The sequence below is a fragment of the Streptomyces sp. NPDC059785 genome (genome assembly GCF_042732375.1).
GTDB lineage: Bacteria > Actinomycetota > Actinomycetes > Streptomycetales > Streptomycetaceae > Streptomyces.
On record NZ_JBHWHV010000026.1, the window covers coordinates 84610 to 103249 of the forward strand.

Sequence of the window (18640 nt, forward strand, 5' to 3'; positions counted from 1 at the left end):
GGGACGACAGCGCCGGAGTCACCACCGGTGCGCCGCCCTCCGCCGACCTGCTGCCGGCCGATCCGCCACCCTCCGCCGACCCGCTCCCGGCCGATCCGCCACCCTCCGCCGACCCGCTCCCGGCCGATCCGCCGCCCCCTGCCGACCCGCTCCCGGCCGATCCGCCGCCCCCTGCCGACCCGCTCCCGGCCGATCCGCCACCCCCTGCCGACCCGCTCCCGGCCGATCCGCCACCCCCTGCCGACCCGCTGCTTTCGACCGATCCGCCGCCCTCGGCCGACCCGCTGGCCTCGGCCGCCCCACCGCCCTCGGCCGTCTCGCCCACCCTCGTATCGGTCATCGCGTACGTCGCCTGTCGTCTCTCGGTCCATGTGTCCGTCCGGGCTCCTCGCGTCCCGGCTACATACGGACGGACGCGGCCGTGCGCTCACCACGTCGGACGGGCCGAGACTCCCCCGTCGACCACGAGGTCGTGGCCCGTGACCCAGGAGGCCAGCGGCGAGGCGAGGAAGACGCAGGCGTCACCGACGTCCTCGGGGCGGCCGAGCCGGCCGGTGGGGACGGCCTCCCGCCAGCGCCGTACGCCGTCCGGCCAGGCGTCGGCGAGTCCGTCGCGGTCGATCAGACCGGGGGAGACCGTGTTGACGCGGATGCCGTGGGGGCCGTACTCCAGGGCGGCCGAGCGGGCGTGCATGACGACGGCCGCCTTGGCGGCGGAGTAGTGGGCGTGCAGGGGAGCAGGGCGGGCCGCCTCGATGGAGGCGATGTGCGTGATGGTGCCGCCACGGACACGTGCGTCGATGTCGCTCCCGGCATCGCTCCCGGCATCGCTCCCGGTGTCACTTCCGGTGTCACTTCCGGTGTCACTTCCGGTCCCGCGCATCATGACCTCCGCGGCGGCCTGGGTGCACGAGAAGACGCTCGACAGGTTGGTGTCGACGACGGCCTTCCAGTCGGCGAGGGACATACCGGGGAGGGCCTGAGTGGGCTGTACGCCCGCGTTGTTGACGAGTGCGGTCAGCCGGCGGGACTTGGTCGGATCCTGCGGATCACGCAGGCTCGCGGCCCAGTCGGCCGCGTCGAGGACGAGCCGTCGGCAGGCGTCGTCGTCCGTCAGGTCGGCCCGCAGCGCGACCGCCTCGGCGCCCGTCTCCCGTACCGCGGCGAGGACTTCACCGGCGGCGGACGTCCGGTGGTGCACCGCGACCGCGGCGCCCGCGCGCGCGAGGCTCAGGGCGATCCCGCGGCCGATCCCGCCGGCGGCGCCGGTGACGAGGGCGACCTGCCCGGCGAGCAGCCCCGCCGCACCCCCCGTACGCTTCACGACACTCCGCTCCGCGGCATCCCGCTCCCCGGCACTCCACTCCCCCGCATCCCGCTTCCCGGCGCTCACGGGCGGCTCAACTCGGTGATGTGCGCGGCCGCGTCGGGATACCGGGCGATCAACTCGGCGGCGACACCGTGCTCGTACCCCTCAGGGATGAAGCCGGGAGCCATGGTGCACCCGAAGAACGACCAGGCGCCCGCGCCACCCTCACCGCTCGCGCCGCTCTGGGCGACCCGCGCGCCCATCCAGGTGCCCGCGGGCACGGTGTACTGGATGTGCTGGCCCGCGAATACGTCCGGTCCCAGGACGACCGTGCGCGTGGCGCCGTCCGGGAGCAGGAGCAGCATGTCCAGCGGTGCGCCGAGGTAGAAGTGCCAGGTCTCGTCGGCGGGCAGCCGGTGCAGGGCCGAGAAGTCGTCCGGTGCGGAGGTGAGCAGGGCGACGATCGCGGTGCCCTCGGGCCGGCCGTCGCGCCGCTCGGGACCGGCCCAGGTCTGCCGGAAGCGGCCGCCTTCCCGGGGGATGGGCTCGAGACCGTAGTGCGCGACGAGATCTTCGGGCGTCATCCCACCAAGCTACTGAGCGGGGACGGAACCGTTGGCTGTTTTCCCCGCGACCCCCGGCAAGATGAATAAGGTTAGGCTAACCTAACTCGATATTCACCTCGGAACCGTACGCGGAGACGGAGAGCGGAGAAACGCCATGGGCCTTGGTCAGGGGCACGGCTGGGAAGGTGCGGTGCTCAGACTGCTGGGCGGCCGGGACTTCGTGTGCACGGTGACCGGGGCCGAGGACGTGGGCCCGCGCTACCGCCGGGTGCACCTGACCGACGGCGGCATGCTCACCACAGCGGGCGTCCACCCGACGATGTGGATACGGCTGTGGTTCGAGAGGGCGGGCAGACCGCACCAGCGGGCGTACACGCTGGTCGCCCCGGACCCGGTCGCGGGCACGTTCAGCCTGGAGTTCGCGCTGCACGACGGTCCCGCGAGCGACTGGGCGCGGTCCGCGGCGCCCGGGGACACGATCGGGGCGACGGTGCACGGCACGAGCTTCGTACCGCCCCGCCCCGTGGCCTCCCGGGTCGTGGCCATCGGCGACCCGGCGTCGCTGCCCGCGATCAACTCCCTGCTGACCGCGGTGGGCACGGCTCCCGCGACGATCTGGCTGGAGACGGACAGCCCGGTCCCGATCACCTCGATCACCCCGATCACCTCAGCCGGCGCCCCCGCCGCCCGCACAGACCGGGACGGCATAGCCCTACGGGCGACCCCGTCGCGTCACGAACTGCGGACGGTGCCCCGTCGCGACGGCGGCGCCCACCTGGTCGACGAGGTGCGGTCGGCCCTGCCCGCGCTCCTGCGGGACGAACCGGAACCGTACGTGTGGATCGCCTGCGACACGGCCACGACCCGCACCCTCTCGTCCTACGTACGCAAGGAGTTGGCCCTGCCCAAACACCGCGTGCACGCGCTGGGTTACTGGCGCGCGGCCTGACCCACGAGAGCGGTGGCACCCGTCGGCCGATAACCCGTGCCCGATGCCCGATGCCCGCGCCTTCGGCCGATAACCGGTGCCGGGCGCCCGCGCCTTTCGGCCGACCCCGCGCTCCGAGTGGCGAACCACCCGCATCCGGTCGGAACATGAAATATGACCGAGGTACCGAACGGCTCCCCGCGGAGCCCTGACTTCGACGACCGCCGGGTGCACGAGGCCCGGCGCACAGAAGGCGAGCGAGTCGGCCCTCCGGAAGCCACCGCTGCGCCCCCCGCGCCTCCCGGGCACCACCCCATGGACCTCCTCTCCCGCTCGGCCTGGCAGGCGGTGCTGGCGACGGGGATCGCCGCGCTGGTCCTGGGGATCATGATCCTGGCGTGGCCCAAGGCGACGCTGTTCGCGGCCGGCATCATCTTCGGGCTCTATCTGGTCTTCAGCGGGGTGCTCCAGCTCACCGCCGCGTTCGGCACGCACGTGGCGACCTCGCTGCGGGTGATGGCGTTCATCAGCGGCGTGCTGTCCATCCTGCTGGGCCTGTTCTGCTTCAAGGGCGCGATGCAGTCGATCCTGCTGCTGGCGCTGTGGATCGGCATCGGCTGGCTGTTCAGGGGCATCACCCAGACCCTGGCCGCGGTCTCCGACCCGCAGACGCCGGCCCGCGGCTGGCAGATCTTCCTGGGGATCATCAGTTTCCTGGCCGGTGTGGTGCTCATCGTCTCGCCGTTCAAGTCGGTCGCCGTGCTGGCCGTCGTCACCGGCATCTGGCTCCTGGCGGTCGGCGTGGTGGAGATCGGCACCGCGATCCGCATCCACAAGGACGGCACCCGGCTGGCCCCCCGCTTCCTCTGACCGGAACGGTCGACCACTGCGGGACGTCAACACCGCGCCCGCTCCGTACGCCAAGAGGGCGTTTCTGGCGGCCGCCCCGATGGGACCCACGTTCCCGGCGGGGACAAGTCCTCTCATGAGCTCCTGCCCGTGCCCGCCGCACTCGCCGCACACCGGCGGGCGGGCACGAGGCGGCCCCGGCAGCCGGGTATCCACCCGCCCCTCCGCCTCCACCTGCCCTGCTCCCTCCGCTTCCCCTCCCCCTTGCACCCCCTTTACCCCCTCTGCCCCCTCTGCCTCCTCCGCCTTCTCTGCTTCCTGGCTGCGCCTGCTGATCCTCGTGGTGGCGGCGGTACTGGCGGTGGCGGTGGGCCCGCACCCCGAGGCACTGGCGTGCACGGCGCCGCCGACCGCCGTGAGCTCCGAACCGGGCGGCCCGGCCGAACAAGACATTCTCGACACGGCCCTGCGCCCTCCGGCCCGCCAGACGCAAGGCACCCCCACCCCCGCAAGGCCCCTCCCACCCCCGGCGAAACCGCACGCTCCCGCCCCTCCCCCTCCCTGCCGCACCGCCCCCCACCCCTCCCTCGCCGCACTGCGCTGTGTGGTCCTTCGCTGCTGAGAGGCACGGCTTCGGCCACCCTCCCGATCCCTCTCACAGCGAACCAAGGACACAGCCATGCCCACAGACCCGTACGCGATCCTGAACGCCCTGCTGCGCGCGGAGGCCGTGCGCAACGCTCCGAAACGGAAGCCGGAGTCCCAGCAGGGAGCGGAGAAGCAGCGCGAGGACGCACCCTCGCGGAAGCACGGAGACGGCTGACCGCCGACGCGGCCGTCCCCAGCGGGGGACGGCCGCCGGCCGCGAGAAAGCGACAGTTACCGATTCGCCCGCATTCGGGGCGGTTTTTGCAACGTCGCACTACGTCGCCATGGCTGCGCCCGGAAGGTCTTGACCGGTAGGCTTTCCGTGTGATCTTCAAGCGCATCGGAAACGGCCGGCCGTACCCCGACCACGGCCGGGAAAGCACCCGCCAGTGGGCGGACGTCGCGCCGCGCCCGGTCCGCCTCGATCAGCTCGTGACGACCAAGGGCCAGCTCGACCTGGAGACGCTCCTCGCGGAGGACTCCACGTTCTACGGCGACCTCTTCGCGCACGTGGTGAAGTGGCAGGGCGACCTGTATCTCGAGGACGGACTGCACCGGGCCGTCCGCGCGGCACTCCAGCAGCGTCAGGTGCTGCACGCACGCGTGCTCGAGCTGGACTGATTCACTCTTCCGTCCACCCGTTGGCCCTTTTGGGTTGGACTGGCCCCCGGTGGATGATCATTTAGTAGTTATCGTCGCCAAGTCGCACTAGTCTGCGCTCATGAGCATGCTGACTCCCCCGGGCATGGGCGGCCAGTACCGAATCACGGGGGACAAGTACCCGCGCATGCGGCGACCCAAGGGACGCCGCCGGCTGGTGCTGCTCGTGATCGCGTCCGTGGCCGCCCTCGGACTGATCGGCTGGGGCACCCTCCAGCTCGTCCACGTCTTCACCGGCGGCAAGTCCGCGTCGGCGGGCGCCAAGGCCGACTGTGTCACCAAGGCGAGCCCGACCCCCACGACGGCCACGGTGGCGAAGACCCTGCCGAAGCCGGGCGGCATCACCGTCAACGTCCTGAACGCCACGCCGCGCAGCGGACTCGCCAAGGAAACGGCGGACGAACTGAAGAAGCGCGGCTTCCGCATCGGCGACGTGGGCAACGCGACGGCCGCGTACGACAAGAAGGTCGACGGGCCCGGGATACTGCTCGGCGCGAAGGACGCCGCCACGACGGCGCTGCCGGTGCTCAACACCCAGCTCTCCGGAGCGCAGACGAAGACCGACGGCCGCAAGAAGGCCACCGAGGTCGACCTGATCATCGGCACCGGCTTCAAGTCGCTGACGCAGAAGAAGGACGCCGACAAGGCCCTGGCCGTACTGGCCGAGCCCGCGCCGACGCCCTCCCCCACCACGAAGAAGCAGAGCTGCTGAGCAGGGCTACTCGGCGGCGCCGTACATCCGGTCGCCCGCGTCGCCCAGACCCGGCACGATGTAACCGTTCTCGTTCAGCCGCTCGTCCACGGAGGCGGTGACGACGGTGACCGGCGTGCCCTCCAGGTCGCGCTCCATGACCTCGACGCCCTCCGGCGAGGCGAGCAGCACCACGGCCGTCACATCGTCCGCGCCCCGCGAGATGAGCTCCCGGATCGCCGCGACGAGCGTGCCGCCGGTGGCCAGCATCGGGTCGAGCACGTAGACCTGCCGGCCCGAGAGATCGTCCGGCATCCGGGTGGCGTACGTGGACGCCTGGAGCGTCTCCTCGTCGCGCACCATGCCCAGGAAGCCCACCTCGGCGGTCGGCAGCAGCCGCACCATGCCGTCGAGCATGCCGAGCCCGGCCCGCAGGATCGGCACGACCAGGGGCCGCGGGTGGGACAGCTTGACGCCGGTGGTGTCGGCGACGGGGGTGGAGATGTCGACCTGCTCCGTCCGCACGTCCCGCGTGGCCTCGTAGGCGAGCAGGGTGACCAGTTCGTCGGCGAGCCGGCGGAAGGTCGGGGAATCGGTGCGGCGGTCGCGCAGCGTGGTGAGCTTGTGAGCGACCAGGGGGTGGTCGACGACATGGAGACGCATGCCCCAACAGTAACCGGGCCCCCACGACGGGGCCCGCGCCCACTGCCACCGGCCACCGGCCACCGAGCACCGAGCACCGAGGACCCGCAGCCGCGTACGCACGGGAGGGGCCGTGCCGGTACATCAGATGCCCGTCGCTTGCGTGGTCGTCATGAGAGGGCACCCTCCTGACAGGGTCGGGCGACCACGCAAGCGACGGGCGGATGTACCGGCACGGCCCCGCCCCACCCGACCACCGGACGCGCCCCGCAGCCGCACCCGCCCATCAGGCGCGCCCACCCCCGGACCGTCAGGCGCGAACCACCCCCGGACCGTCAGGCGCGAACCGCACCCGGACCGTCAGGCGCGAACCGCACCCGCCTCCTCGGTCGGCTGGCATCAAACCCGCCGACCGAGGGAAAGTGGGAGGGACGGACCTGGGGTGGTGTGCCAATGCCGGAGCGGAGCGAGCCGGAGCGGGAGACCGAGGCCGAGCGCAGGCGGCGCAGGGCCAGGTTCCTCCGCGAACTGACCGAGGCGCGCGAACTGCGCGACCGCGTCCAGCCCCGCCGCGCCAAGGTCGCCCGCCTCCGTCACGCCATGCGCATGCGCACCTTCCGCTGGTAGCCGCACCCCACCTCCGGCCCCGCCCCGGCGTCCTCCCCGGCACCGCCGCACGCGTACGCAGAGCCTCCGGCCGCGTACGATCCCGCTGGTAGCGATCAAAAGAGGCAGACACAGCAGGCCGAAGACATCCCCTGAACGCCTTGTTTCTGCCACGATTCCGAGTGGGTGGGGCTCATCGCAGCGCTCCCGCCCACAGCCTCCGCCGGGGGGATTCCCAACCGGCACGCCTATGACCAGTGGGAGAGTCACGGTGTACTTCGCCGCACTGCTCGCGCGCACCGAAGACGGGTGGGAAGCGAGCGACACAGAGCTCGACGATGTGGAGACCCTGTCGGACCTGACCGACCTCGCACGTGAGGCCTCGGTCGACGAGGACACGGTGCTCGTGCTCATCGAGCAGGAGGACGCGTGGTTCGGCGTCGTCCGCGTGGACGGCGAGGAGGACCCTCGTATCTACGTCTCGGACGCCGCCGCAGCAGCCCGCAGTTCGTACGGCGAGATCCTGCTCACGGACGAACTGCTCGGAAGGGAGCCCGGCGACGACGACGTCGCCGACCTGGACTCCCTCGACCTCGACGGCACGGAAGACGGGGAGGCCGAGGACTCCGACGACGAAGACGACGGCGCGTCCGGCGAGGCCGTGCCGCACAGCCCGGTCGGGGACCGCGAGGTCCTGTCCGACCTAGGAGTCGGCGAGAAGGAACTGCTCGCCCTCGACGAGGGCGAAGCGCTCAGCACGATCGCCGACGCCCTGGGAGCAGCGGAGGTGCTGGAGACCGTCCGCTAGTCCCCCCGGTAGGTTCCCCGGGTGAGCAGCACAAGGAAGAAGACACCGGGGCCCGATCCGGTACGCGATCCCTGGCGGGCCGCGATGCGGCTCGCACTGGAGGAGGCCGGCCGGGCCGCCCGGGGCGGTGACGTACCCGTAGGCGCCGTCGTACTGTCCGCGGACGGTACGACGGTGCTCGCCACCGGCCACAACGAACGCGAGGCCACCGGCGACCCGACGGCGCACGCCGAGATCCTGGCGATCCGCCGCGCCGCGGAAACCCTGCGGACCACAGAGCCCCTACGGACCGCACCGCTCCCCGCTGCCGCCCCCGCCTCCGCCTCCGCACCAGCACCACCCCCCGACCAGGCCCGCCGACCAGGCGACTGGCGTCTGACCGGCTGCACGCTGGTCGTCACCCTGGAGCCGTGCACCATGTGCGCGGGCGCGCTCGTACAGTCCCGGATCGACCGGGTCGTCTACGGCGCGCGTGACGAGAAGGCGGGTGCGGCCGGCTCCCTCTGGGACGTCGTACGCGACCGCAGGCTCAATCACCGCCCCGAGGTGATCGGCGACGTCCTGGCGGAGGACAGCGCGAGCCTCCTGACAGCGTTCTTCCGCAGCCGCTGACCAGACCGCTGCCCAGACCCCCGAGGAGACCGCTGCCCAGACCGCTGACGAGACCGCTGACAGGGCCACCGGCAGCTCACGGGAAACGGATTTCTGACCAGGCCGCACCTTGGGGTAGGGTCTCCCTCGGTAGCGTGTCCGAGCGGCCGAAGGAGCTCGCCTCGAAAGCGAGTGTGGCGCAAGTCACCGAGGGTTCAAATCCCTCCGCTACCGCTTGAGAAGGGCCCCGTCGAAAGGCGGGGCCCTTCGTGCGTTCGCGGGAGGTGAGGAGGTGGTGGAAACGCGATCTTCATCCGGCCCACGAACACATGGCCGGGATACACTCACCGCCGGCAACAGGGGGCCCACCGGGGCACAACAGGCACAGCAGGCACAGGGGAGGCCGCGGTGGCGGTGAACGTGAAGAAGATCGCCGTCTACGTGCTCGTGGTCTTCGCGCTCTACGTGATCATCACGGACCCGGCCAAGGCCGCCGACTACGTGCAGATAGCGTTCGAGGGCATCTCGAACGCCGCCCAGGCGGTCGGCGACTTCATGACGTGGATCGCCGACGGAGCCCACTAAACCACTGGACCGCCGGACCCTCCCGACGACGCCCCGACCGCACGGCCCCTCGCCACCACCGGCGGGGGGCACTTTTGTGTGCGCGGACCCAACACGTCGTTACGGGGTGCTTGCACACAGTGCACATGTCTTGTGATGCTATGACCGCTTTTGACGGATGAGTTGACGGCAGACGACAGAGTGCGGTCAACGGAGCTCTACGGACGAAGAGGTGGCGTTGACCGTGTCGGCCAGTACTGCGCCACCCGAGGAAGTCACCGTCCAGGAAGTCACCGTCCAGGAAGTCACCGTCCAGGGAGCCACCGTCCAGGGAGCCACCGTCCAGGGAGCCACCGCTCAGGGAGCCACCGCCCAGGGAGCCACTGTCCAGGCCCAGCCGTCCGACAGCGGCAGACCCCCCGCCCCGGCCCAGCCCTCCGACGACAACGCGCCCTCCGGCGCCAGCGCACTCTCCACCCCCTCCGGCGACAGCGCGCCCGACACCCCGGACAGCGCCCCTCCGGAGAAGCGCCGCGGCGCCGACACCCGGGCCCTCACCCAGGTGCTCTTCGCCCGGCTCAAGGAGGAGGAGCCGGGCAGCGCCGAGCACGGCCGGGTGCGGGCAGCGCTCATCGAGGCGAACCTCCCCCTCGTCCGCTACGCCGCGGCCCGCTTCCGCAGCCGCAACGAGCCGATGGAGGACGTGGTCCAGGTCGGCACGATCGGCCTGATCAACGCGATCGACCGCTTCGACCCCGACCGGGGCGTGCAGTTCCCGACCTTCGCCATGCCGACGGTCGTGGGGGAGATCAAGCGGTACTTCCGGGACAACGTCCGCACCGTGCACGTACCGCGTCGGCTGCACGAGTTGTGGGTGCAGGTGAACAGCGCGACCGAGGACCTCACGACCGCCTTCGGACGCTCCCCGACGACCGCCGAGATTGCCGAGCGGCTGCGGATCACCGAGGAAGAGGTCCTGTCCTGCATCGAGGCCGGGCGCTCGTACCACGCGACGTCCCTGGAGGCCGCACAGGAGGGCGACGGACTGCCCGGACTCCTCGACCGCCTCGGTTACGAGGACCCGGCGCTCGACGGCGTCGAACACCGGGACCTGGTCCGCCACCTTCTCGTACAACTGCCCGAACGCGAACAGCGGATTCTGCTGCTGCGCTACTACAGCAATCTCACGCAGTCTCAGATCAGCGCTGAACTGGGCGTGTCCCAGATGCATGTGTCAAGGCTTCTGGCCCGTAGCTTCGCGCGTCTTCGATCCGCAAATCGGATCGACGCGTAACCACTGAGAGCGAATCGCCCAGCGGCCCCGTTCCCGGCAGTTCTGCGCCAAAAAACCGTCAGACCCCTTCTTTCCAGGGCCGATTCGGCACTTCGATGTCGACATGTCACTACAGCGTGTTGCCGACATGTGACATTCTGCGTGAAGCGCGTTTGCCGCAGCCTCGCCTCCGGTATTCAGGTGGAGGCTGCGTTCCTCAGACGGGAGCGTCAGTCGCGACCGTCCGCGACCCAAAGGGGGTGGCATGTCCGCAGACCAGGGCAGCTCGAAGGTGCTCACGCTCACGAAGAGCGAGTCCGCGCCCGACGTGCTTCACGACGTCCCGGCCCTTCCGGACTCGGAAACCGTCCCGGCTCTTCCCGACTCGGAAACCGTTCCGGCCCTTCCGGAGTCGGGAGCCATCGACACCCGCACCCTGTCCCGCTCCCTGTTCCTGCGGCTCGCCGCGCTGGACGAGAACAGCCCCGAGCGCGCCTATGTACGCGACACCCTCATCGAGCTCAATCTCCCGCTGGTCCGGTACGCCGCCGCGCGCTTCCGTTCCCGCAACGAGCCGATGGAGGACATCGTCCAGGTCGGCACCATCGGCCTGATCAAGGCGATCGACCGCTTCGACTGCGAACGCGGGGTGGAGTTCCCGACTTTCGCGATGCCGACCGTCGTCGGTGAGATCAAGCGGTTCTTCCGCGACACCTCATGGTCGGTGCGGGTGCCGCGCCGCCTCCAGGAGTTGCGCCTGGCGCTGACCAAGGCCAGCGACGAGCTCGCGCAGAAGCTGGACCGTTCGCCGACGGTCGCCGAACTCGCTGCGGTACTCGGGGTGTCCGAGGAGGACGTGGTCGACGGCCTCGCGGTCGGCAACGCGTACACGGCCTCGTCCCTGGACTCCCCCGCTCCGGAGGACGACGGCGGCGAGGGCTCGCTCGCCGACCGCCTGGGTTACGAGGACACGGCCCTGGAGGGCGTCGAGTACCGCGAGTCGCTGAAGCCGCTGCTGGCCAAGCTGCCGCCCCGCGAGCGCCGCATCATCATGCTGCGCTTCTTCGCGAACATGACGCAGTCGCAGATCGGCGAGGAGGTCGGCATCTCGCAGATGCACGTCTCCCGGCTGCTGACCCGGACCCTCGCCCAGCTTCGTGAGGGACTCATCTCGGACTGAGCCGGCACCACGGGTCGCGTCCGCGCCCCCTCGGTCCCGACCTCGGTCCCGACCTCGGTCCCGCCCTCGGTCCCGGTCCCGGTCTGGTCCTGGTCCCGGTCTGGTCCTGGTCCCGGTCTGGTCCTGGTCCCGGTCCTGGTCCCCGGTCTGGTCCTGGTCCCGGATCCCCCATTGGGCCCCTGCGGGTTCCTTCTTGACGGGTCGTCAGACACACTGACGCGATGCGCCGAGCTTCGAACGCCTCGACTCACGGCCGCCGCGGCCCCTTGCTGGGTGCCGCGGCGGCCGTCGCGTGTGTGACCGCCGTACTGCTGACCGCGGGCGGAGACGGCGGGGACCGCGAGGGCTACGTGGCGGTCGGCCCGGCGGGCGGCCCGCCCGGGGCGTCCGGGCCGGCGGCGGCCCCCACGGGGGACGTGACGCTGGTACCGCTGGACGGGTCCGCCACGACGGACCCGGCGGCCCCGGACACGGCCCCGGACCCCTCGCCCGGCATGACAGCCCCGGGGACGGACGGCCCGATCGGCCCGGACGACGGCGTACGGGACGAGGAGGCCGGTACGGCGACCGGCGCGGCGTCGGCGGCGGACGGAGCCGGGAGCGGCGGTACGGACAGCGGTGCGGGCGGTTCGAGCGGTGCGGGCGGTTCGGCCACCACAGGCGGTACGGGCGGTACAGCCACCGCAGGCGGTACGGGCGGTGCGAGCGGTGCGGGTGGCGCGACCGGCACCGCGTCGCCCTCGGCCGGCCCGGCCGCGCTCGTCGTAGGGGAGCCGCTGCGGGAGGCGGCCGACGAGCGGTGGTGCGAGAAGGTCACGGTGTCGTTCCGCAACAGCGGCGGTACCGCGGTGCGTTCGGGCACGGTGACCTTCGGGACGCACATCATCGGGGTGCTGGGGATCGACTGGGCGACGGTCGAGTCCACCGAGGACCTGCCCGCGCCGATCGCCGCCGGAGCGACGGAGGAGAAGACCTGGACGGTCTGCGTGGACGCGTGGCGGGTACCGCTGGGCATGCACATCGAAACACGGGACGTCTCCGCCCACTGGAACTGACCGCGCCGGCCCAAGCCGCCCCGACCCGCCCGGCCCAAGCCGCCCCGAGCCGACTCGCCCCGACCCGCCCGGCCCGGGCCGCTCCGACCCGTTCCGGACCTACGCCAGCGCCAGCCAAGCCACCGCCGCGACGACCACCACGGCCACCACGACGCCGATGATCAGGCCGATGCGGGGACCGGCCGGTGCGGGGGCCGACTGCTGCTGACGGCCCTGCGGGCCGTCGTCGACGAAAGCGCGGAACATCTGGGTGCTCCCCGCGGGGTCGTAGTTGCCCTCGGGGCCCTGGGTGTTTGCCATGGCCCTGGACCCTAGCGAATGCGCGGGAACTGCCCAAGCGCCGGGTCCTCTTGGGGGCATGCCCCGAAGGCCTGACCGAGTCCACCGGCCCCACGATCACCGGCCCGGCCGGCCCACGATCACCGGCCCGGCCCGTCCCGCCGACCGGAGGAGCGCGGCGACCGAGCCTCCACCAGCGCCCGCCTCAAACCCCTCGGGACCGGCTCTCAAACCCCTCGGGACCGGCTCTCAGACCCCTCGGGACCGGCCCCCAAGCCCCTCGGGACCGGCCCCCGCGCCCCTCAGGACCGGCTCTTAAGCCCCTGCGAAGCCCCTTCACCCGCCTGACCTGCGAATTTACGCCCGCCAATGCTTGCCTTTGCCAACTTTTTATCCCGGCACCCCCGATTTCGTTTGCCTGTGGCAACCAACTGATTTTATGGTTGCCCTAAGCAACGAATACGGGAGGTGCGATGGCGGAGCAGGCCCAGTACGAGGAGCTCGCCCGTCAGCTCAGCGCCATAGGTGCCGTGAAGCGCGACATGGGGCGGATCCTGCCGCAGGACTGCCCGGCGGGCTCCGCGGCCGTACTGACGCTGCTCGGCCGCCACGGCGACATGCGGATGAGCCGGCTCGCCGAGCTGCTCTCCGTGGACATGTCGGTGACCAGCCGCCATGTGGCCCATGTCGCGGACCGGGGATGGATAGAACGCTTCCCCGACCCGGCCGACAAACGCTCCCGCATCCTGACCCTCACCGACGCGGGGCAGGAGCGGCTGGACGAGCTCTCCCGGCGCACCTCGGAGCTGCTGGCCGACCGCCTGAGCGACTGGTCCGACGACGAAGTCGGCAGGCTCATCCAGTTGATGGGCCGGCTGCGCGAGAGCTTCGGCGACTGCCGGAGCGCGCCGCAGCGCCCCACGCCCGCGTCCTCCGCACTCGTACGCGATTGACTTCGCGCCCGTTCGCGGTCGGTTCACGCTCGTACGTGAACGGTCCGCGTTCGTACGCGATTGAAAAGAACACCGCACATAGACCACCCGTACACCACCGCATAGCGAACGTAAGAAAAGGAAGCCCATGGCAACGACCACACCAGCCGGTGTGCGGGCTCACGCCAAGCATGGAGGTGGGTCCTCCGGCGGCGGCGCTCAGATGACGCACCGGCAGATCATGGAGGCGCTCTCCGGGCTGCTGCTCGGCATGTTCGTCGCGATCCTGTCGTCGACGATCGTCTCCAACGCGCTGCCCAAGATCATTGGCGACCTCGGCGGCGGCCAGTCCGCCTACACCTGGGTCGTCACGGCCGCGCTGCTGTCCATGACCGCGACCACGCCCCTGTGGGGCAAGCTGTCCGACCTGTTCAGCAAGAAGGCCCTCGTCCAGATAGCCCTGATCATCTACGTGCTGGGCTCCGTGGTCGCCGGTCTCTCCCAGAACCCGGGCATGCTGATCGCCTGCCGCGTGGTCCAGGGAATCGGTGTCGGCGGTCTGTCCGCCCTGGCCCAGATCGTCATGGCGGCGATGATCTCGCCGCGTGAGCGCGGGCGCTACTCCGGTTACCTCGGTGCGACCTTCGCCGTCGCCACCGTCGGCGGCCCGCTGCTCGGCGGTGTGATCACCGACACCTCGTGGCTCGGCTGGCGCTGGTGCTTCTACGTCGGTGTGCCGTTCGCGGTCATCGCGCTGATCGTGCTCCAGAAGACGCTGCACCTGCCCGTGGTGAAGCGCCAGGTCAAGGTCGACTGGGGCGGCGCGTTCTTCATCTCCGCGGCGGTCTCGCTGCTGCTGCTCTGGGTCACCTTCGCCGGTGACAAGTACGACTGGATCTCGTGGCAGACCTACGCCATGGTCGGCGGCTCGGTCGTGCTCGGCCTGCTGTTCGTGCTGGTGGAGTCGAAGGCCAGCGAGCCGATCATCCCGCTGCGGCTGTTCCGCAACCGGACGATCACGCTGTCGTCGATCGCCTCGCTCTTCGTGGGCATCGCGATGTTCACCGGCACCGTCTTCTTCAGCCAGTACTTCCAGCTCGCCCGTGACAAGTCGCCGACGATGTCCGGTGTGATGACGATCCCGATGATCGGCGGTCTGTTCATCTCCTCGACCGTCTCCGGCCAGGTCATCACCAAGACGGGCAAGTGGAAGGCGTGGCTGGTCAGCGGCGGTGTGCTGGTGACCGCGGGCCTCGGCCTGCTCGGCACGATCCGCTACGACACGGCGTACTGGCACATCGCGATCTTCATGGCGCTGATGGGTCTCGGCATCGGCATGATGATGCAGAACCTGGTGCTGTGCACGCAGAACCAGGTGGCGCCGTCCGACCTCGGCTCGGCCTCCTCCACGGTCACGTTCTTCCGTTCGCTCGGTGGCGCCATCGGCGTCTCCGCGCTCGGCGCGATCATGGCCAACCGGATCACCGACTACATCAAGGACGGTCTGACCGGCCTCGACCCGAAGTACGCGGCCGCCGCCTCGGGCTCCAGCTCCAGCTCCATCCCGGACGTGGACGCGCTGCCCGCGCCGCTGCGCACCGTGGTGGAGAGCGCGTACGGCCACGGCATCGCGGACGTCTTCCTGATCGCCGCGGCCATGGCGCTGCTGGCCTTCCTCGTCACCCTCTTCATCAAGGAGGTGCCGCTGCGCACCTCCGGCGGTCTGGCGCAGGCCGCGGAGAGCACCTCCGAGACCGCCGCGCCGGCCGCCGTGGCCGGGGCCCCCGAGGCCGCGGAGGCGTCCGCGCCGGCCGCCGAGCAGGTCCCGAGCTGGGCCGCCGCGACCACCGAGGCGGGTCCTGAGGGCACGCAGCGTCTCGCGGCCGTCGCCACGGTGGCGGCCGGCACGGACGGCCCGGGCCCGGTGCCCGGCGGTGTCCCGGTCCGCGGTCACGTCCGCGGTGCCGAGAGCGCGCCCGTGCCGCGGGCCGCGGTGACGCTGATCTCGCTCGCGGGACGGCAGCTCGGCCGGTCGGTCGCGCAGGCCGACGGCGCCTACGCGCTGGACGCGCCGGGTGCGGGCTCGTACGTGCTGATCGCCTCCGCCGACGGCTTCCAGCCGCAGGCTTCGACGATCGTCGTGAACGGCGAGCCGCTCGCGTTTGACATCCTGCTCAGCGGCACCAGTGGGCTGAGCGGTGTGGTGCGGGCGGCCGAGACCGGGGTTCCGGTCGGCGGTGCCATGGTCATCGTGACCGATGTGCGCGGTGATGTGCTGGCCACCGGGGCCACCGGTGAGCAGGGCGAGTTCACCTTCGCCGAGCTGGTGCCGGGTGCCGTGACCGTCGCGGTGAACGCCGCGGGCCACCGCCCGATGGCGCTGCCCGTCGAGGTCGGCGGCACCGGGGTGACCCGGATCGAGGTCGAGCTCAGCTCGGGCGCGCAGGTCCAGGGTGTCGTACGGGCTCCGGGCGGTCCGCTCGGCGACGCCCGGGTGACGCTGGTCGACGCGGCCGGGAACGTGGTCGGCACGGCCAGGACCGGTGCGGACGGCGCGTACGCCTTCGCCGACCTGGACAGCGGCGAGTACACCGTCATCGCGACGGGCTACCCGCCGGTGGCGACCTCGCTGACGGTCAACGGCCGCGGCGTGGACAGCCACGACATTGAACTCTCCCACCCGGGCGAGTAGTTCGGACCCCGGCCCGTGGGCGCGCGCCTGAGCGGAGGCGCGCCCCGCGGGCCGGTCTTTTCCACCGGCGCATTCGGTTCGACCGGTTGTGATCGGGTTTGGCTTTGCTTGCAAGGAGAAACGGGATGGGACTGACCGCACGGATTCGTACGCGGGACGGATGGGCCGTGTCGCACGCGGTCGTCACGGTGACCGACATGACGGGCACCCAGGTGGTGCGGGCCGAGGCCGACGCAGACGGGGCGGTCCGGGACGGCACCGCGCTGGCGCCCGGCGCCTACACCGTGATCGTCACCGCGGTCGGCTACGCGCCCGCCGCGTCCAGCGCGATCGTCACGGCGAGCGGGCGCGCCGAGGTCGGCAACGTGGTGCTCGCCCGGCAGGGCGGCACCGAGCTGCCACCGCCCGGGATCTGGACCATCGACCCGGTGCATTCCTCGGTGGCGGCGGTCGCGCAGCACCTGGGCATCTCCAGCGTGCACGGCAGGTTCACGGAGTTCGTGGGCCGGATCGAGATCGCCCCGGACGAGGTGGCCAAGTCCCGGGTGGAGGCGGTGATCGCCGCGGCCTCCATCGACACCGGCAACGGGATGCGCGACGGGCACCTGAAGTCGCCGGACTTCCTGGACGTGGAGACGTACCCGGAGATCACCTTCAGCTCGGCGGGGCTGACCCCGGCCGGCTCCGACCGGTGGACGGTGCACGGCCAGCTGACCATGCACGGCGTGGTGCGGCCCGTCGACCTCGACCTCGCCTACCTCGGCACCGGCGCCGACCCCTGGGGCGGTACCCGCGCCGCCTTCCGCGCGACGGCGGAGCTGCGCCGCGAGGACTTCGCGATGAACTACAACCAGGTGCTCCAGGCGGGCATCTCGGCCATCGGCACCACGCTGCGGGTGGAGCTGGACATCCAGGCCGTCCAGGGCGACGCCCTGCCGGCGGCCTGACGCCACCCTTCACCGACGACGGCCTCCGTCCCCGTGCCCGTGAGGGCCCCGGGGACGGAGGCCGTCTCGCGTCAGGGGCGGTCCATCGCGCCCACGATGCGGCGGGCCAGGTCGCGCAGTTTGACGTTCTCGCGCTGCGAGGTGCGGACGAGACTGTCGAACGCGTCCTCCGCGTCGATGTTCAGACGCTCCATCAGGATGCCGGTGGCCTGTCCGATCAGGTCTCTGGTGCGCATCGCCTCGGTGAGCTGCTCGCGCATGGTGACGGTCTCCAGCGCGATGCTGACGTGCGCCGTGAAGAGCCGGCCGGTGCGGACGGCCCAGTCGTCGAAGGCGCGCGGCTTGCGGGAGTAGAGCGTGAGGGCGGTGAGCCGGCGGCGGTCGGCGCGCAGCCGGAGCGCGAGCGCCGAGCGCAGGCCCAGGCCGGAGAGGGAGAGTTCGCCGTCCTCGCAGGAGGCGCTGTCGTCGATCCGGACGACCGGCGCGTTCCACAGCCGGTCCCAGTACGGAGGCTGCACGCCGTCCGCGTCCGGGGCGTCCGGGTCCAGGGCGTCGGCGTCGCGCACGAGCTCGTCGCTCCAGGCGAGGCACTCCCGCGCGGCGGCGCGTTCGACAGCGGAGATGCCCGCGTACTCGGCGCCGGGCAGCAGGTCCACAGCGAGCCGGACGGCGGTCCGGAGCACGCCGTCGGTCGTCGACGTCTCGTGGAGCTGCTGAGCGGCCAGTGTCAGGGCATCGGCCAGCTCGAGACCCGTCAGGGGACGGGAATGGGACAATTCAGGAAAGTCGGACGCAGCCACCACGAACCTCTTCGGCGTGCACGGTCTGAACCCGGTCGTTCGTTCGACGACAAGTCCAGCGCCATGCGCAGGAGAGCTCCGCAGCACATTCCCGACTGCGAGCACAGGACGAACAGCACTTTAGCTGCTCCGATGGGGTGAGGTGGCGGCCCGGTCACCAGGGTTCCGCCGAGCCCCGTGCAAGTGGTGGAATGGTCCTCGCAGGTCAGGAAGCGGCCTCCCCGGACCCCGGACCGACGTCCCCCAGGTGAGCCCCCCATGCCCTTCGCCCCGACCCCCCGTGACCTGCCGAACTGCACGCTCCTCGCACTGCCGCCCGAGATAGACATCTCCAACGCCGCCACGGTGCGCGCCCACACCCTCGGTGTCCTCGACTTACGCCGGGACCGGCTGCGTCTGCTCGTCCTCGACCTGACCGGCACCCGGTTCATGGACTCCCAGGGCGTGCGCCTCATCAACGAGGTGCGCGCGCACCTCCACCCGCCGCCGCGCACGCACCTGCGCGTCGCGGCGGAACCCGACGGCCTGGTCAGCCGGCTCCTCGAACTGACCGGACTGCGCCGGGACATCCCCGTCTACGACGACCTGGCCGAGGCCATCGAGGCGGCGTAGCCGGGCCC

21 protein-coding genes and 1 tRNA gene are annotated in these 18640 nt (G+C 71.3%); 17 read left to right on the plus strand and 5 right to left on the minus strand.

What is annotated here, in order from left to right:
- Positions 1–427: 427 nt before the first annotated feature.
- Together ACFV6E_RS20840 and ACFV6E_RS20845 are read right to left on the minus strand one after the other, a co-directional pair.
- Positions 428–1324 carry an SDR family NAD(P)-dependent oxidoreductase gene (locus ACFV6E_RS20840; protein WP_385463403.1) on the minus strand — a complete coding sequence of 299 codons (897 nt, stop codon included), beginning with the start codon at positions 1322–1324 and terminating at the stop codon, positions 428–430.
- 65 nt (positions 1325–1389) lie between these two features.
- The gene (locus ACFV6E_RS20845) at positions 1390–1893 is read right to left on the minus strand and encodes a cupin domain-containing protein (RefSeq protein WP_385463406.1); all 504 of its coding nucleotides are present in this window, start codon (positions 1891–1893) and stop codon (positions 1390–1392) included.
- Between the two features lie 136 nt (positions 1894–2029).
- Here ACFV6E_RS20845 and ACFV6E_RS20850 point away from each other — a divergent pair, with 136 nt between their 5' ends.
- The 5 genes from ACFV6E_RS20850 (at position 2030) to ACFV6E_RS20870 (ending at position 5672) form a co-directional block, all read left to right on the plus strand.
- Positions 2030–2824, plus strand: coding sequence for a siderophore-interacting protein (locus ACFV6E_RS20850; protein WP_385463409.1), 795 nt, complete (start codon positions 2030–2032; stop codon positions 2822–2824).
- Positions 2825–2977: 153 nt separating this feature from the next.
- Positions 2978–3673 (plus strand): HdeD family acid-resistance protein, encoded by a 696-nt coding sequence (locus tag ACFV6E_RS20855; RefSeq protein WP_385161282.1) that lies wholly within the window; start codon positions 2978–2980, stop codon positions 3671–3673.
- Positions 3674–4331: 658 nt separating this feature from the next.
- The gene (locus ACFV6E_RS20860) at positions 4332–4475 is read left to right on the plus strand and encodes a hypothetical protein (protein ID WP_385463412.1); all 144 of its coding nucleotides are present in this window, start codon (positions 4332–4334) and stop codon (positions 4473–4475) included.
- Between the two features lie 149 nt (positions 4476–4624).
- Complete coding sequence (locus tag ACFV6E_RS20865) at positions 4625–4921, plus strand: type II toxin-antitoxin system VapB family antitoxin (RefSeq protein WP_003999914.1); 297 nt, start codon at positions 4625–4627, stop codon at positions 4919–4921.
- Between the two features lie 100 nt (positions 4922–5021).
- Positions 5022–5672, plus strand: a complete 651-nt coding sequence (locus ACFV6E_RS20870; protein ID WP_385463415.1) for a LytR C-terminal domain-containing protein — start codon at positions 5022–5024, stop codon at positions 5670–5672.
- Positions 5673–5678: 6 nt separating this feature from the next.
- Here ACFV6E_RS20870 and upp read toward each other — a convergent pair whose 3' ends face one another.
- Positions 5679–6314, minus strand: a complete 636-nt coding sequence (gene upp, locus ACFV6E_RS20875; RefSeq protein WP_385161288.1) for a uracil phosphoribosyltransferase — start codon at positions 6312–6314, stop codon at positions 5679–5681.
- Positions 6315–6746: 432 nt separating this feature from the next.
- Here upp and ACFV6E_RS20880 point away from each other — a divergent pair, with 432 nt between their 5' ends.
- From ACFV6E_RS20880 to ACFV6E_RS20915, 8 genes are all read left to right on the plus strand, one after another.
- Positions 6747–6920: a hypothetical protein gene (locus ACFV6E_RS20880; protein ID WP_385463418.1), complete on the plus strand. Its 174-nt coding sequence runs from the start codon at positions 6747–6749 to the stop codon at positions 6918–6920.
- Positions 6921–7170: 250 nt separating this feature from the next.
- Entirely contained in the window at positions 7171–7707 is a 537-nt protein-coding gene (locus ACFV6E_RS20885) for a hypothetical protein (RefSeq protein ID WP_385174875.1), read from the plus strand.
- A gap of 84 nt (positions 7708–7791) precedes the next feature.
- A complete protein-coding gene (locus ACFV6E_RS20890; RefSeq protein WP_385463470.1) occupies positions 7792–8319 on the plus strand; it encodes a nucleoside deaminase in 528 nt (175 codons plus the stop codon).
- Between the two features lie 128 nt (positions 8320–8447).
- Positions 8448–8532 (plus strand) — tRNA-Ser (locus ACFV6E_RS20895).
- Between the two features lie 174 nt (positions 8533–8706).
- Positions 8707–8883, plus strand: coding sequence for a hypothetical protein (locus tag ACFV6E_RS20900; RefSeq protein ID WP_385174837.1), 177 nt, complete (start codon positions 8707–8709; stop codon positions 8881–8883).
- A 223-nt stretch (positions 8884–9106) separates the two neighbouring features.
- The gene (locus ACFV6E_RS20905; protein WP_385463421.1) at positions 9107–10156 is read left to right on the plus strand and encodes a SigB/SigF/SigG family RNA polymerase sigma factor; all 1050 of its coding nucleotides are present in this window, start codon (positions 9107–9109) and stop codon (positions 10154–10156) included.
- 244 nt (positions 10157–10400) lie between these two features.
- Positions 10401–11315 (plus strand): RNA polymerase sigma factor SigF, encoded by a 915-nt coding sequence (locus ACFV6E_RS20910; RefSeq protein ID WP_385174843.1) that lies wholly within the window; start codon positions 10401–10403, stop codon positions 11313–11315.
- A gap of 221 nt (positions 11316–11536) precedes the next feature.
- Positions 11537–12370, plus strand: coding sequence for a hypothetical protein (locus ACFV6E_RS20915; RefSeq protein ID WP_385463424.1), 834 nt, complete (start codon positions 11537–11539; stop codon positions 12368–12370).
- A gap of 99 nt (positions 12371–12469) precedes the next feature.
- Here the strand turns inward: ACFV6E_RS20915 and ACFV6E_RS20920 are convergent, their stop codons facing one another.
- Positions 12470–12670 carry a hypothetical protein gene (locus tag ACFV6E_RS20920; RefSeq protein WP_385463427.1) on the minus strand — a complete coding sequence of 67 codons (201 nt, stop codon included), beginning with the start codon at positions 12668–12670 and terminating at the stop codon, positions 12470–12472.
- 452 nt (positions 12671–13122) lie between these two features.
- Here ACFV6E_RS20920 and ACFV6E_RS20925 point away from each other — a divergent pair, with 452 nt between their 5' ends.
- The 3 genes from ACFV6E_RS20925 (at position 13123) to ACFV6E_RS20935 (ending at position 17220) form a co-directional block, all read left to right on the plus strand.
- Positions 13123–13602 (plus strand): MarR family winged helix-turn-helix transcriptional regulator, encoded by a 480-nt coding sequence (locus ACFV6E_RS20925; protein ID WP_385174851.1) that lies wholly within the window; start codon positions 13123–13125, stop codon positions 13600–13602.
- 127 nt (positions 13603–13729) lie between these two features.
- The gene (locus ACFV6E_RS20930) at positions 13730–16273 is read left to right on the plus strand and encodes an MFS transporter (protein ID WP_385463429.1); all 2544 of its coding nucleotides are present in this window, start codon (positions 13730–13732) and stop codon (positions 16271–16273) included.
- Positions 16274–16398: 125 nt separating this feature from the next.
- The gene (locus ACFV6E_RS20935) at positions 16399–17220 is read left to right on the plus strand and encodes a YceI family protein (RefSeq protein ID WP_385174857.1); all 822 of its coding nucleotides are present in this window, start codon (positions 16399–16401) and stop codon (positions 17218–17220) included.
- 71 nt (positions 17221–17291) lie between these two features.
- Here the strand turns inward: ACFV6E_RS20935 and ACFV6E_RS20940 are convergent, their stop codons facing one another.
- Positions 17292–17996, minus strand: coding sequence for an ANTAR domain-containing protein (locus ACFV6E_RS20940; protein ID WP_385463432.1), 705 nt, complete (start codon positions 17994–17996; stop codon positions 17292–17294).
- Between the two features lie 282 nt (positions 17997–18278).
- Here ACFV6E_RS20940 and ACFV6E_RS20945 point away from each other — a divergent pair, with 282 nt between their 5' ends.
- Positions 18279–18632 carry an STAS domain-containing protein gene (locus ACFV6E_RS20945; protein WP_385463435.1) on the plus strand — a complete coding sequence of 118 codons (354 nt, stop codon included), beginning with the start codon at positions 18279–18281 and terminating at the stop codon, positions 18630–18632.
- Positions 18633–18640 lie beyond the last annotated feature (8 nt).